General features: G+C 61.8%; 13 protein-coding genes. 6 read left to right on the top strand and 7 right to left on the bottom strand.

Translation table 11 applies throughout. The features are described from left to right. The first annotated feature begins 28 nt into the window (after positions 1 to 28). The gene (locus GKC30_RS13370; RefSeq protein WP_231117188.1) at positions 29 to 1,300 is read left to right on the top strand and encodes an EAL domain-containing protein; all 1,272 of its coding nucleotides are present in this window, start codon (positions 29 to 31) and stop codon (positions 1,298 to 1,300) included. On the opposite strand, the gene bioD is transcribed toward GKC30_RS13370, so the two are convergent. Continuing rightward, complete coding sequence (gene bioD, locus GKC30_RS13365; RefSeq protein ID WP_155935471.1) at positions 1,297 to 1,890, bottom strand: dethiobiotin synthase; 594 nt, start codon at positions 1,888 to 1,890, stop codon at positions 1,297 to 1,299. The genes GKC30_RS13370 and bioD overlap by 4 nt on opposite strands. Before the next feature lie 2 nt (positions 1,891 to 1,892). Further along, positions 1,893 to 3,227 (bottom strand): adenosylmethionine--8-amino-7-oxononanoate transaminase, encoded by a 1,335-nt coding sequence (bioA, locus tag GKC30_RS13360; RefSeq protein ID WP_231117186.1) that lies wholly within the window; start codon positions 3,225 to 3,227, stop codon positions 1,893 to 1,895. Between the two features lie 4 nt (positions 3,228 to 3,231). Between bioA and bioF the strand changes: the two genes are divergently transcribed. From bioF to GKC30_RS13340, 4 genes are all read left to right on the top strand, one after another. Next, positions 3,232 to 4,404 carry an 8-amino-7-oxononanoate synthase gene (gene bioF, locus GKC30_RS13355; protein WP_155935469.1) on the top strand — a complete coding sequence of 391 codons (1,173 nt, stop codon included), beginning with the start codon at positions 3,232 to 3,234 and terminating at the stop codon, positions 4,402 to 4,404. Further along, entirely contained in the window at positions 4,401 to 5,003 is a 603-nt protein-coding gene (locus tag GKC30_RS13350; RefSeq protein WP_155935468.1) for an alpha/beta fold hydrolase, read from the top strand. The genes bioF and GKC30_RS13350 overlap by 4 nt, the downstream gene beginning before the upstream one ends. Further along, a complete protein-coding gene (locus GKC30_RS13345; protein ID WP_196772902.1) occupies positions 4,996 to 5,754 on the top strand; it encodes a methyltransferase domain-containing protein in 759 nt (252 codons plus the stop codon). Before GKC30_RS13350 ends, GKC30_RS13345 begins: the two co-directional genes overlap by 8 nt. Positions 5,755 to 5,901: 147 nt before the next feature. Beyond that, complete coding sequence (locus GKC30_RS13340; RefSeq protein WP_231117192.1) at positions 5,902 to 6,672, top strand: substrate-binding periplasmic protein; 771 nt, start codon at positions 5,902 to 5,904, stop codon at positions 6,670 to 6,672. Positions 6,673 to 6,723: 51 nt separating this feature from the next. On the opposite strand, the gene GKC30_RS13335 is transcribed toward GKC30_RS13340, so the two are convergent. From GKC30_RS13335 to panC, 5 genes are all read right to left on the bottom strand, one after another. Next, positions 6,724 to 7,737 (bottom strand): methyltransferase, encoded by a 1,014-nt coding sequence (locus GKC30_RS13335; protein WP_155935465.1) that lies wholly within the window; start codon positions 7,735 to 7,737, stop codon positions 6,724 to 6,726. Between the two features lie 45 nt (positions 7,738 to 7,782). Beyond that, entirely contained in the window at positions 7,783 to 8,241 is a 459-nt protein-coding gene (locus tag GKC30_RS13330; RefSeq protein WP_155935464.1) for a MarR family winged helix-turn-helix transcriptional regulator, read from the bottom strand. A 93-nt stretch (positions 8,242 to 8,334) separates the two neighbouring features. Next, entirely contained in the window at positions 8,335 to 9,504 is a 1,170-nt protein-coding gene (gene metK / locus GKC30_RS13325; RefSeq protein WP_155935463.1) for a methionine adenosyltransferase, read from the bottom strand. Positions 9,505 to 9,537: 33 nt separating this feature from the next. Then, a complete protein-coding gene (gene panD / locus GKC30_RS13320; protein ID WP_155935462.1) occupies positions 9,538 to 9,915 on the bottom strand; it encodes an aspartate 1-decarboxylase in 378 nt (125 codons plus the stop codon). A gap of 5 nt (positions 9,916 to 9,920) precedes the next feature. Then, positions 9,921 to 10,769, bottom strand: a complete 849-nt coding sequence (panC, locus tag GKC30_RS13315; RefSeq protein ID WP_155935461.1) for a pantoate--beta-alanine ligase — start codon at positions 10,767 to 10,769, stop codon at positions 9,921 to 9,923. 171 nt (positions 10,770 to 10,940) lie between these two features. Between panC and GKC30_RS13310 the strand changes: the two genes are divergently transcribed. After that, a complete protein-coding gene (locus tag GKC30_RS13310; RefSeq protein WP_155935460.1) occupies positions 10,941 to 13,403 on the top strand; it encodes a tetratricopeptide repeat-containing diguanylate cyclase in 2,463 nt (820 codons plus the stop codon). Positions 13,404 to 13,427 lie beyond the last annotated feature (24 nt).

The following is a 13,427-nucleotide window of genomic DNA, read 5'->3' as shown; positions in this document are numbered from 1 at the left end:
GTCGCACGACGAGTCCCCTGTTCCATCCATGCAGCGAAACAACGGCAATCCCTCAATGGTCAACTGTGTGACTCCACTGCAGGAGATACTAGAACATCCTGCCATTATTACGCATTTCCAGCCTCAGATCTCGCTTCGGCGCAAGGCCGTCATCGGCCTGGAGGCTTTGAGCAGGGGGTTCAATGCGGTCACGGGAGAAATCATCCCGCCCGCCCTCCTCTTTGCCCAGGCACAGGAGCAGCCTCTGCGCCTTGCTCTGGACCGGGCGTGCCGCACCCGTGCGGCCGAGTCCTTCGCGGCCCTGCACCGTCGCGACAAGTCCATCATGCTTTCGATGAATATCGACGCCGCCTGCATCAACGAGGAAACGCGGGGCTCAAGCCATCTGCTCAAGCTCATCAAGCGGTGCGACATTTGCCCCAGCAACGTGATCATTGAGATCATCGAATCAAGATGCGAAGACATGGACGCTCTTCTGGAATTCGTCCGTTTCTACCGCAAGAAGAATTTTCTCATTGCCCTTGACGATGTGGGGACCGGATTCTCGAACCTTGACCGCATCCCCTTGCTCAAGCCGGACGTGCTCAAGCTCGATCGGGCCTTGATCCGCGGGGTGGACAGCCAGTTTCACAAGCTGGAGGTGGTGCGCAGTTTCGTTCAGATGGCCAACCGTCTGGGCTGCCTCGTGCTGGCCGAGGGGGTGGAGTCGGGGGACGAGGTTCTTTGTCTGCTGGCCAACGGGGTGGATGTGTTCCAAGGGTTCTACTTTGCCCGCCCGGCTCCGGGGCTGGACGCGGTGCCCGGCATGGCTGCCAAGGTGGACGCTCTGGCCGAGAGGCACCGCCAGGACCGTACTCGCCGTATCGCCGAGGACAAGCGCCTTTTTTCCAGCTATGATCTGACCATTCTGACCATGTGCCAGGGACTGGCGCAAACCCCCTCGCGAGGGCTCAATCAGGCCATGACCCAGTATCTTGAAACCCATGATGGGGTGGAGTGTCTCTATGTACTCGACATGAAGGGGCGGCAGGTCTCCGACACTCTCTGCGACCCGGACAAGTTGAAAAAGAGCAAACGGTTCCTTTACGAACCGGCGCGTTTTGGCACGGACCACTCCCTCAAGGAATATTTCCTGCCCATCCAGGCCGGGCTTGAGAAGTTCACCTCCGACCCCTACATCTCCCTGGCCTCGGGCAACCTGTGCACCACCATCGCCCGTGTCTTTCACCACAAGAGCAGCGGCCGCCACCTGATCCTGTGCGCGGACATGAGCCGGGAGGGCGCGGTCTGCGGGCTCTAGCCCGTCAGCGTCCCGAACTCATATGCAACCGATCCGGGCAGGAGGTGGTCGAGCATGCGCTTGTTGCGTTCCCGGTTGAGGGTGTCGGAGGCATAGTGGTCATTGACGGCCAGGCCAGCCAGGGGCAGTCCCTCGGACGCCAGGAAACGCACCGAGAGTTGGGCGTCGTTGATACATCCCAGGCGGTTGGGGACCACGAGAATGGTACGCAGGTCACAGGCGCGGGCTATTTCAAACATTTGTCTTTTCATGTCCAGCGGCACGAGGAGCCCCCCGGCTCCCTCGACGAGCAGGGCATCGCATCCGGCAACGTCGTTGATCGCGTTCGCGACGGCGTCAAAGGGGAAGGTTTCCCAGAGAAAGCAGGGAGCCACTGGCTCGGTGCCGGTCATGATGACCCGGGCGTCCCCAGGGGCAAGCCCCGCGTGTGCGCGGACAAAGGCCGCGTCGTCGTCCGCGGGGAAGCCGGTCTGGACGGGCTTGACGTAGGTGACGCGTTTTCCCTCGGCAAGGAGCCTTTTGGAGAGCCATGCGGAGAAGATCGTCTTGCCGACCCCGGTATTGGTGCCGGAGATGAAGTAGCGTTCCATTATTATTCCCCCAGTATTTCGACCATGGCGGCATGGGCAACGTCCACCAGTCGGGTGATCTCGTCCTGGGTGATGACGTAGGGCGGCAGGAAGTAGAGGCAGTCGCCGAGGTTGCGCAGCAGCACACCCCGCTTGAGCGCCTCCCGGAATATCCTGAAGCCGGTCCGCAGTCTCCAGTCGAAAGGAGTTTTCGTCGCCCGGTCGGACACAAGCTCGACACAGGTGATGAAGCCCAGGGAGCGGACTTCGCCCACATGGCGGTGGTCCGCGAACCGCAGGGCGGCATGGTTGGCGAGATGTCTGTATTTGGGCTTGTTGGTTTCGAGGACGTTTCCTTCCTCAAACATGGACAGCGTTTCGTTGGCCACTGCGCAGGCCAGGGGGTTGCCCATGTAGGTGTGGCTGTGCATGAACGCCTTCATTTGGGTGAAGTCGCCGAGAAACGCCTCGTAGATCGCGTCCGTGGTCATGACCACCGAGAGCGGCAGCGTGCCCGAGGTGATGGACTTGGACAGGGTCAGGAAATCCGGTGTGACTCCGGCCTGTTCCATTGCGAACATGGTGCCAAGCCGTCCGAAACCGACCGCGATCTCGTCAAACACAAGGTGGATGTCATGGTGCCGGGTACACTCGCGCAGCTTGCGCAGATAGCGCGGCGAATAAAACCGCCAGCCAGCGGCTCCCTGGGCCATGGGCTCGATAAAGACCGCCGTGACCTCCCGGCCGTGTTTTTCCAGGGCTCCCTCCATGTGCTCGAAGCACTCGGCATCGCAGTCGTTGCGCGTCTTGCCGTGAGGGCAGCGGTAGCAGTCCGGGCCGGTGACGCTGAGGTTGTCCGGCATGAGCGGGCGGAAGATGTCGGAAAAGGCGTCGTGCCCGCACAGGGAGAGCGCACCGAGGGTTTCGCCGTGATAGCCGCCGGACAGGCCGACGAACCGCCGCTTTTCCGTATGGCCCGTGTTGCGGCGGGAGGCGTAGCTCATCTTCATGGCGATTTCCACGGCGCTGGCGCCGTCGCCCGCAAAGAAAACCCTGGTCAGTTCGTCCGGGGTCAGGGTGGTCAGGCGGCGGGCCAGATCCTCTGCCGGGGGATGGGTGACGCCCGCGAGCATAACATGTTCCAGCCGGGCGGCCTGTTCGGCCAGGGTGCGCGTGATGCGCGGATTGGCATGGCCGAAGATGTTGGTCCACCAGGAACTGATGGCGTCCATGTACGGTTTGCCTTCGGCGTCGTATAGGTATATTCCTTTGCCCGAGCAGATCCTGAGGGCCGGGTGTTCCTCAAGATCCTTCATCTGAGTGACCGGAAGCCAGAGAGCCTGCGTTGTCTTATCCATCGCCATGTTAGCACATTCCCATAAAAAGTTTATTGCGCGGGAAGCGGCGAAGCTTAGAGAAGGAAACCGCGTCCGTCAAATTCCTCCAGTGGACCATGGCGCGGAAAGGTATCTGCTCCACGCCGGGAGAAGGCTTCTCAACCTTGCGTCCAACAACTACCTCGGGCTGGCCGGGCATCCCGCGCTCCGGCAGGGAGCCATCGAGGCTGTGGAGAGGTACGGCACCTCCAGCGGCGCATCAAGACTTGTCAGCGGCAATTTTGCCCTGCTTGATGAGCTGGAGCGGGAAATGAGCTCCTTCAAGGGGCAGGAGGATGCGCTGGTGGTGGGATCGGGCTTTGCCGCCAACCTGATGATCCTCTCCTCCCTGGCCGACCGGCATACCGTTGTCTTTTCGGACCGCCTCAACCACGCCAGCATCGTGGACGGTATCCGGCTGTCGGGTGCAAAGCATGTCCGTTACCGGCACAACGACACGGACCATCTCGCGAAACTGCTCGAGGCCCATGCGGGCGCCCCAAGAAAAGTGCTGGTTACGGACACGGTCTTTTCCATGGATGGCGACATCGCCGATCTTGCAACCCTTGTCGACCTCTGCCAGCGGCATGGGGTCCTGTCCGTGGTGGATGAGGCCCATGCCGCCGGAATCTTCGGCAACGGCAGGGGGTTGGCCGCCCAGCTCGGGTTGGCGGACCGGGTGGACATCCATATGGGAACCTTCAGCAAGGGGTTTGGCTCCTACGGTGCCTACATCGCCGGCAAGGCGGAGATCATAGGATACCTGCGAAATACCGGCAGGCCGTTCATTTTTTCCACGGCCCTGCCGCCAGCGGTGGTGGGCGCGAGCCTCGCTGCCGTGCGTCTCGTGCGTGAAGCCGACACGCTGGGGAGGCGACTGCTCGACATGGCACGCGATGTTCGGGAGTACCTCGGTTCGTTGGGCCTTGACGTTGGTTCGTCGCGAACCGCGATCATTCCTGTGATGCTTGGCGGCAACGAGGCGGCCCTGGCCGCACGCGATGCGCTCGTGGAGCGCGGTGTTCTGGTTGGTGCCATCCGGCCGCCCACAGTGCCTCAGAATACGGCCCGTCTGCGCATCAGCCTGCGGGCGGACCTGACCGATGCCGACCTGACGCTTTTCAAGACGGCTGTGGCGCAGATGACGGAGCGTGTGTGACAGACGATTTCCTTTTTGTTTCCGGCTGGGCTGGCTACCCGGAACTCTATCCCTCCCTGGCGGGCAAGGGGGAGTTTCTCCTGCCCTTTGTCGGCTGTTCCGAGGGCGAGATTTTCCATCGGCTGGATGTTTCCCCTGCGTCCACGCTCATCGGCTGGTCCACGGGCGCACACATGATTCTCAAGCGATGGAGTCGCGTGACGAGTCGGTTTGAACGGATCATCCTTCTTGCGCCGTTTCTCGCCTTCACCGACCATGTCCCCGAGACGGCGGTGCGGGCGATGATCCGCAGTATGCGCCGGAATCCTGAGCAGACGGTCCGCCGATTCCATGCCGATTGCGGTTATGCCGGGCGGGGCGTCTATCGCGAAGGCGATGCCGAGGGGTTGATCGCCGGCCTGGAGTATCTGCGGACTTCCCGCGCCATGCCTGCACATCCGGGCGGAAGTACAACGATCCTTGTCCGCGGCGAGCGTGACCGCATCGTTCCGTTTCAGGCGACAGAGAGCCTCCGCGGTGTCATGCCGGACGCCTCCTGCCTGACTCTTGCCTGCGGGCATTACATTTCGGGACAAGACCTTGCTGATGTCGTTGTCTAAAGAGAGTATCCGCCGGGCCTTCGAGCGGGCCAGGAACACCTATGCCAATGCCGCCCAGCTGCAGGACCGAGTGGCGCGTCGGTGTGCCGGGCACGTTCCGCCGGGAGATTATCCGGCCATTCTCGAAATCGGTGCGGGCTGCGGCGTGCTGACCCGGCATATCGCTCCCCGGTGCGCCCATTCCCGCTATGTGGCCGTGGACATCTCCCCCGGCATGCTCGACCAGGTCAGCAAGCACGGACTGACGAATCCCGAGTTGGTGGTCGCTGACGGCGAGCGTCTCCTGATGCCCCCTGAAAGTTTCGACCTGCTGGTCAGTTCGTCCACCATGCAGTGGTACCGCTCGCCCGAAGTGTCAATCCGCGAAAATCTCGGATTGCTTCGGGGTGGGGGGCGGTTCGCTTTTTCCATCTTTGTTGACGGGACTTATGCCGAATTCGCCGAGGCTTCGGCCGCTTCCGGCTTCGGCTCCATGCTTCCCATGCGTTCCGTCGGGTATTTCATGAAAATATTGTACGACGCCGCGCCAACGGCTCTGGAGTTCGAGGCCGTGACCCATACGGCCCACTATCCCACAGTGGCGGACATGCTGCGCACCCATCGCGCCACGGGGGCCACGGCCACACCCGGCGCCAAGCGGCCGTCCAGGCTGGCCTACCAAAGGTTCATCGACCATTACGAAAGCAACCATCGGGCTCCCGAGGGCGTCAGGAGCACAGCCGTCGTCCTTCATGTATGGGGTCGGCGATGAGCGGGCCGGACGGAATGCTGCCACCCGTTTGAGGGTAGCCGGAGTCGCCTGATCCCCATTCTCCCCGATCGGTCCAGGGCGCCGTTTGCGGCGGATCGTCCCGCAATGGCCCTTGACGTTGTGCCAGTGGGGGAATACGGTGTGATCATGAGAAATCTCATGCCCTGCCAGCATCTCGTTATTCCGGGAATGGTTCTTGTTTTGGGAATCCTTCTTTCCTGCAATGCGTTGAGGGCGGATGAAGTGCGCCTGGTTTACGAAGACTTTCCCCCGTTCGAATATCAACAGGAGGGCGAGGCCCGCGGCGACAGTGTCGTGCTGATCCGGCGGGTGTGTGCCGAGCTGGGGCTGGTTCCGGTGTTCATGAACCGGCCTTGGGCCAGGGCGGTGGACGATGTTCGCTCGGGTCACGCGGATGGGATATTCTCGCTTTTCCGATCCGCAGAGCGCGAGAAATGGCTGCATTTTGCAGAGCAGCCGCTGGCTTACGAGGATACGGTGGTCTTCGTGGCCAGGGGCGACTTGCAACCCGGGTCTCTGGAGGATCTCGCAGGACTGCGCGTGGGGGTGGTCCGGGGCTACCACTACGGGCCGGACGTTTCCACGCGGTTGCCGGAATCCCCTATGCTCTTCAAGGATGTTGAGGCGTTGCTCGCCATGTTGTGCGAGGGACGCATCGACGCGGCGCTGGCCACCCGGCGCTCGGGAGAGCATGTCCTGGAGCGGCTTGGAGGCTGTGCCGATCGGGCGCGGGTGGTTTTGGAGCTTGCCCGAATGCCGTTGCACATCGCGTTTTCCCGGCGGGACGAGGTTCGGGCAAGGCGGTTGGCCGATATGTTCTCGCGTGTGCTGGCCCGCCTCGGAGCGGACGATGGGACCAATGCCGAACCAGTCAATCCAAACCCAGCAGAGCCATAAAGGACAGGCGGGCATAAGGGGCGGGAACAGCATGTTCCCGCCCCTATGCTCTTACAGCTTGCGTGCCACCAAAAGGAGCGCCTGGCCGTCGCAGCCGGTATAGGTGTGGGTGAAGTTGCCAAAGCCGGTGGCCGTGAGCGCTTCTTTCAGAACCTGCCCGGAGAGGAAGTGCGTTTTGTATCCCATCAGCCGGGTGATCAGTTCCACGCTGGTCTGGTACAGGCGGCTTGCCCCTCCATCCGGGGAGAAGTGGTGCGAAACAAAGCAACCACGAGCCTTGAGCGAGTGATGGATGTTTCTGAAGAACTTTTCCATGTCGTCCACGCATCCATAGAGGACATGGGAGGTGAAGACCAGGTCAAAGGCCGCCTCGGGCAACTCGTCGCTGCGAAGATCAAAGGGCTTGCAGGCGATGCGGTCGCCAAAGCCCAGAGCGGAGCAGCGCCGCATGGCCGGTTCGATGACTTGGGGAAGGTCCAGGATGGTGCTAATCAATTTGGGATTGTGCGCCAGCAATTCCATGGAATAGTGCCCATGGTTGCCTCCGATGTCGGCCATGGTGCGGAAGGAGGCGAATTCGGGCAACTCCTTCAAATAGGCGACCGCCATCTGGATCTGGCCGTTGAGGGCGTGCTGGAGGGTTCCCTCCATGGTGTCCGCCTCGGCCCACTTGGAGTCGGTTGCATCCCTTTCCATGCTGCCGCCCTTGAGCAGGGTGATCAGGTTCTTGCGGATCATCTCGTTGTGGCCCTGTTGCAAGGTCAGCGCCTTGCCCTGGAAGAGCGGCGAGGAGCTGACCAGATATTCCTCGGTCATTTGCGTGTTGGCGTAGGTTTTGCCATCCAGGGTGAGCAGTTGGCGTTCCACCAGAATGTCCAGCATGGCTTCCAGCGGTTCGGACTTCAGTTGCATGGTTTGGGCCAGTGATGCCGCTGGCATGGGCTGCCTGCTCAGGTGGTCGAAGAGGCGCATTTCTACGGCGTCGATGATCGCCTGGGCGCTGATGGCTTCCATGAGCACATTTTCGACCGGGGCCAGTGAGGTCTTCGGGGTGGGAAAGGGCATGGGGGCTCCTGTTGTGTTAAGCATGTTAACACATGGCGTAAAAAATTACTTGAGGTAGCTGTCCATCCAACGGTTCATCTGTCTACAGACCTCCCTGAAGACGGCGTATTCCCCATTGGACATGGTACTCAGGTAGGTAAGGAATTCGCGGTCGTGTTTCATGTGGAATTCCATGTGGCCTTTTTGGGCTCTTATGCCAATACCCGTGGGATACAGTATCTGTTTCGACTGATTGTCAGGAGCTGTCTCCCTGTAAACGAGCCCCTTTTTTTCAAGCCGTGCCACCAACTGGGACATGGCCCCCTTGGACACGAAGGATCGCTCGGCCAGCTCCGTCAGGCTCATGGGGCCGTGGTCGCAGAGCTTGGCCACGGCATGGATCTCGGAGGGGTTGATGAGTACCCCCACTCCAAAATCCATCGGTTTTTTGTTTATCGCTATGAATTTATTCAGTGTTTCACTCAGGTTGGCAAACTCGTTCTTCATTTCGTCCAGGTTTCGCATGGCCATTGAGTATAGTTGCTAAACTCTTTTGTCAACAAAAAAGGCGGAAGCATGGAGCTTCCGCCTCTTGTCTGAATGTAACGCGTTGCCGCGCTATATTTTGCAGGCGGTGCGCAGGTCGTCCACCGCGTCGGTCATTTCCCAGGTGAATTCCGGCCGTTCGCGACCGAAGTGGCCGTAGTTGGTGGTCAACTGGAAGATGGGGCGGCGCAGGTTGAGCCGCTCCTGGATGAAGTAGGGGCGCATGTCGAAAACCTCGGTGACGGCTTTGGTCAGCTGCTCGTCCGAGACCTGGCCGGTGCCACGCGAGCAGACCACCACCGAGACGGGCTCGGCCACGCCGATGGCGTAGGCGATCTGTACCTCGCACATTTCGGCCAGCCCCGAGGCCACCACGTTTTTGGCCACATAGCGGGCCATGTACGCGCCGGAGCGGTCCACCTTGGACGGGTCTTTGCCGGAGAAGGCGCCGCCGCCGTGAGCCCCTGCTCCGCCGTAGGTGTCGTTGATGATCTTGCGGCCGGTGAGCCCGCAGTCGCCGACCGGGCCGCCGATGACGAAGCGGCCGGTGGGGTTGATGTATGCCTTGAGCCGTTCGTCGATCAGATCCTCGGGCAGGGATTTCATGACGACTTCGGTCATGATGGCTTCCTTGAGATCGGCGTAAGCGATGCTGTCCGAGTGCTGGGAGGAGACGACCACGTTGTCGATGCGGACGGGCCTGCCGTTGTCGAATTCCACGCAGACCTGGGTTTTGCCGTCGGGGCGCAGGAAATCAAGGATGCCCTCCTTGCGCACATAGGTCAGTCGGCGCGAGAGCTTGTGGGCGTAGTAGATGGGGGTGGGCATCAGGGTCGGGGTCTCGTTGGTGGCGAAGCCGAACATCATGCCCTGGTCGCCGGCGCCCTGTTCCTCGGGCTTGGTCCGGTCAACGCCCTGCGCGATGTCCGGGGACTGCTTGTCGATGGAGGAGATGACCGCGCAGGTTTGCCAGTCAAAGCCCATGGTGTCGGAACTGCAATAGCCGATGTCCTTGATGGTGGCCCGGACGATCTCGGGGAAATCGGCGAAAGCTGTGGTGGAAATCTCGCCGGCGATGAAGGCGAGGCCGGTGGTGACCAATGTTTCGCAGGCCACTCGGGCGTTGGGGTCCTGGCCGATGATGGCGTCCAGAATGGCGTCGGATATCTGGTCCGCAACCTTGTCGGGGTGGCCCTCGGTCACGGATTCCGAGGTGAACAGGTACTTTCCTTCGATCTGCATTGAATCCTCCTTAAAGAGTATTGCTGTACGGGCCTAGAAATCCGGGTCGAGCTCGCACTCGAGGATCTGTTCGACGCCGTTGTCGTTGTTGGCGATGGCGACCCTCGGCTTGCGCGTCCGGGCCTCGCTCTCGTCGAGCCACGCATAGGAGGCGATGATTACCCGCTGGCCCACGGCACCCTTGTGGGCGGCCGCGCCATTGAGGCATATTTCGCCTTTTGATCCGGGGATGGCGTATGTGGTCAGCCGCTCTCCGTTGTCGAGATTGTAGACATCCACCTGTTCGTAGGGCAGGAGTCCCACGGCTTTCATCAACGCGGTGTCGATGGAGATGCTGCCCCGGTATTCCAGGTTCGCGCAGGTGATGGTGGCACCGTGAATCTTGGCGCTCAAAAAACAGCGTTGGGCCATCCGGCTCACACCTCTATCAAAATGTTGTCGATCAGTCGCGCCCTGCCGATTCGCACGGCCACAGCCGCCAGCACAGGGCCGGTCACGGCGCTGACCGGGGTGATGTTCTCGGGATCGACCAGCTCAATGTAGTCCACCTTGCCCATGGGCAGGGCGGTGGCGAATTCGTCATGCAGGAACCGTTTGGCGACCTTGGGATCGCGTTCGCCCTTGTGCAGCATTTCGGCCAGCTTCACAAGCCCCCGCCGGATGGCCGGGGCAGCGGCCCGTTCCTCGGGCTCCAGGTAGGCGTTGCGCGAGCTCAGGGCCAGTCCGTCGGCCTCGCGCACGATTTCATGCCCGATGATCTCCACCGGGATGTTCAGGTCGCGGGTCATGCGGCGAATGATGGCCATTTGTTGCCAGTCCTTGCGGCCGAAAACGGCCAGATGGGGCATGGCGAGCATGAACAATTTGGCCACCACCGTGCATACGCCGCGAAAATGGCCGGGGCGGCTCGCTCCGCACAGATGGCGGCCCAGCTCGGGCACATCGATCCAGGTGGCGTGGTCCGTGGCGTACATGGCTTCGGACGCGGGCAGGAAGAGCAGGTCGGCACCGCAGGCCGCGCTCTTGGCGCTGTCCCCTTCGTGGTCCCGGGGGTATTTGTCCAGGTCCTCGCCAGGGCCGAACTGGCTCGGGTTGACGAAGATGGAGACCACGAGCTTGTCGCAGCGCGGCCGGGCGTGGCGCATGAGGGCCATGTGTCCCTCGTGCAGATAGCCCATGGTCGGCACCAGGCCGATGGTCAGCCCCTGGCTCCGCCAGGCCAGACATTGTCGTTGGAGTTCTTGTGGATCGGTGATGGTGTGCATGATGATTTTTTGCTGTCAGGCAGCTGTCGGCCTAGCTATGACTATTCTGTCGGAATGTCAATATTCAAATGTATTGATATAGTCCCGGCCACAGGCCTCCTCAGGGGGAGATAGGGCCCGGGGCAAACTTTCATTTGAGTTAAAAACCCGTGCAATGTAAGCTCTCGGATTATGAGGACGATAAAAGACATCTTCGCGGACGGGAGCCTGTCGTTCACTCCCAGTGAGTTGATCGACTTCGAGCATGCCATCAAGGATTGCATCGCCGAGTTTCTTCCCTTTGGTTCCTACAGCCTGTTCTTTCCCAGGGAGCCGGTCGATCCCCTGCCCGAGCCCGAGTTCCGTCGCGAGGACGGGGAGTTGATCCTGCCGCTGATCTTTCAGGGGCGGCTGATTTGCCATTTCATCGCCAAGGGCGTGCGGCTCAAGGCGCCTTCCTCGTCCTTGCGCTACCTGGTGGCCCTGGCTTCATCCGTGCTGGAGAAGATCGCCCTGTTCCGCAAGAGCGTCACCGATCAGTTGACAGGACTCTACACCCGCGACCACTTCGTGGCCGAACTTGAGAAGGCCGTTGACCGGGTTCAGGGGTGTCTGGCTACCGGAACCTGTCGTGCCGGGGCCGCCTCGCGCAACGGCGAGGCGGTGGCTGTGCAGCGGGGCCGTGCCGGTGCTGTGCCCGCCTGCGAGGCGGAGCAGGCTTTCTCGGGCACCCTTGGCGTGCTCTATGTGGATCTCGACAATTTTCTGTGGGTCAACGAGCGTTACGGATTTCTGACAGGTGACGACATCGTGGCCGAGGTTGGCCGACTGCTCGATCTGGTCTGCCCCAAGTACACCACCGTGGCCCGGCTGGCCAACGACAAGTTCGCCGTCCTCGTACCCGACGCCAAACCGCGGGCCTGCTTCCAGCTCTCCGAGGTCATCCGGTCGGGCATCGCCAAGCTCTCCTTTGTGGACGACATCACCAACGACATCATCACCATCACGGCCAGCGTGGGGTTCGTCAATTATCCCCAGGGGCTGGAGGGCGGGCAGTTTCGCCGCCCCGTGGCCGAGCAGGCGCGAATGCTGGTGCGCAAGGCGCGCAAGGCCGTGAGTGTGGCCAAGGACTTGGGGCGAAACCGGGTTTTCGGCTATGCAGACATCCTGGACAAGGGCGGCCGGGTTCTTGACACTCTGCCCATGAACCGCGTGGGTGTCAGCCTGGGAGAGTCGTCCGGAGCCAGGGTGGGGCAGCGTTTTCTGGTTCGGGCACCCAAGGCGTCGCAGGGCGGGGCGGATTCCGTTCAAGGCGGAGGGTATCATCCGGCACTGGTCAAAGCCGAGGTGGTCCTGGCCGAGGTCCATGCCGACAGTTCCGTGGCCGAGATTCTTCATCTGGGCGATGCCGGGGTGGCCATCAGGCCCGGCGACCAACTCAAGCTGGTTTCAGGCGACGAACCCGGTTTCGCCGACAGCCAGGGCGGTGCGCCAGGCGCTCCGCACAAGGACGCGTCCACCCGGCTGATGGGCTACGGGCATTTTGTCTCCGCTCTGGCCTCGGCGCGGCTGGGGCCAGAGACCTTCGGCCTCTCGTTGGTGCGCGTGCTTGATCAACCCGTGGATACCGGCGAGGGTTACCAGGAGGCCATGGACCGGATGATGACCCAGGTGGCCGCCCTGGCGCGTGGCGGTTTTGGCGACGACGCACTCGGCGGACGTTACGGACTGGGGGGGATGGTCTTTTTCCAGGAGGGCACTGACGGGCCGACACTGCGGGCCCGGTCGCTGGAGATCGTCAGACTGGCGGCGGATAGCTTGGGCATTTCCGTGGCCATCGGTTCGGCCTGTTATCCCTTCCTCAATTTCGACCGGGCCGACATCCTCGAAAACTGCCGCAAGGCGCTGGAGCACGCCTTGCTGCTGCCCGAGCCCCGTGTGGCCGTTTTCGATTCCATCTCCCTCAATCTTTCGGCCGACAGGCGATTCATGGCTGGCGACATATATGGGGCCGTGGAGGAGTTCAAGCTCGCCTTGCTTGACGACGAAAACAATCTGCTGGCCCGCAACTCCCTTGGCATCTGCTACGCCCAGCTGGGTCGTTTCGAGGAGGCGCGGCGGCAGTTCGAGCAGGTCGCAGCCATCAACGGCAAGGACGTGCTCGCCCTGTACAATCTCGGCTGGGCCAATCATCGGCTGGGCGATCTCAAGAAGGCCGAGCAGGCCTATCGGCAGTGCATCAAGGCCGACCCCGGGCACGTCTACGCGCTGATGCGCCTGGGCTCCCTGTGCGAAGGCGCGGGACACCTCAAGAAGGCCGCAAACCATTACCGCAAGGCGGCGGCGCAACCCGGCGGGGAGCGCATGGTACTGCGGCCCCTGGCCCGTGTGGCCTACCGCCAGGGCGATCTGGACGCCACTCGTGAATACCTGCATCTTGCCCTCAATGCGGACCACAACGATCATCAGGCCATGCACATGCTGGCCCGGCTTTATCTCGACCAGGGCGAAGACCCCCGCATCGCCGAGGTCCTGGCCCGGCAATCCGCAGCCCTCTCGCCCGAGCGGAGCGCCTATTGGGATACCCTGGTGGAAGCCCTCGAAGCCCAGGGCAAGGTGGAGGAGGCGGTCAAGGTGGCTGCCAGGGCCGGATAGTTTCGCCTGAGTCCGTGACGGCGA

Origin of the sequence: Pseudodesulfovibrio alkaliphilus (assembly GCF_009729555.1) — a bacterium.
In the GTDB taxonomy this organism is placed as follows: domain Bacteria; phylum Desulfobacterota; class Desulfovibrionia; order Desulfovibrionales; family Desulfovibrionaceae; genus Pseudodesulfovibrio; species Pseudodesulfovibrio alkaliphilus.
The sequence above is the reverse complement of the archived record's forward strand: the minus strand, read 5'-3'. Positions and strand labels throughout refer to the sequence as shown.

Bases quoted from the DNA above. Each gene is read 5' to 3' on its own strand.
- GKC30_RS13330 (WP_155935464.1), bottom strand. From the start codon at position 8,241: ATGCGAAACCTGGACGAAATGAAGAACGAGTTTGCCAACCTGAGTGAA.
- panC (WP_155935461.1), bottom strand. From the start codon at position 10,769: ATGCACACCATCACCGATCCACAAGAACTCCAACGACAATGTCTGGCC.
- metK (WP_155935463.1), bottom strand. From the start codon at position 9,504: ATGCAGATCGAAGGAAAGTACCTGTTCACCTCGGAATCCGTGACCGAG.
- bioA (WP_231117186.1), bottom strand. From the start codon at position 3,227: ATGGATAAGACAACGCAGGCTCTCTGGCTTCCGGTCACTCAGATGAAG.
- GKC30_RS13310 (WP_155935460.1), top strand. From the start codon at position 10,941: ATGAGGACGATAAAAGACATCTTCGCGGACGGGAGCCTGTCGTTCACT.
- bioD (WP_155935471.1), bottom strand. From the start codon at position 1,890: ATGGAACGCTACTTCATCTCCGGCACCAATACCGGGGTCGGCAAGACG.
- GKC30_RS13335 (WP_155935465.1), bottom strand. From the start codon at position 7,737: ATGCCCTTTCCCACCCCGAAGACCTCACTGGCCCCGGTCGAAAATGTG.
- bioF (WP_155935469.1), top strand. From the start codon at position 3,232: ATGTTAGCACATTCCCATAAAAAGTTTATTGCGCGGGAAGCGGCGAAG.
- panD (WP_155935462.1), bottom strand. From the start codon at position 9,915: ATGGCCCAACGCTGTTTTTTGAGCGCCAAGATTCACGGTGCCACCATC.
- GKC30_RS13340 (WP_231117192.1), top strand. From the start codon at position 5,902: ATGAGAAATCTCATGCCCTGCCAGCATCTCGTTATTCCGGGAATGGTT.
- GKC30_RS13370 (WP_231117188.1), top strand. From the start codon at position 29: ATGCAGCGAAACAACGGCAATCCCTCAATGGTCAACTGTGTGACTCCA.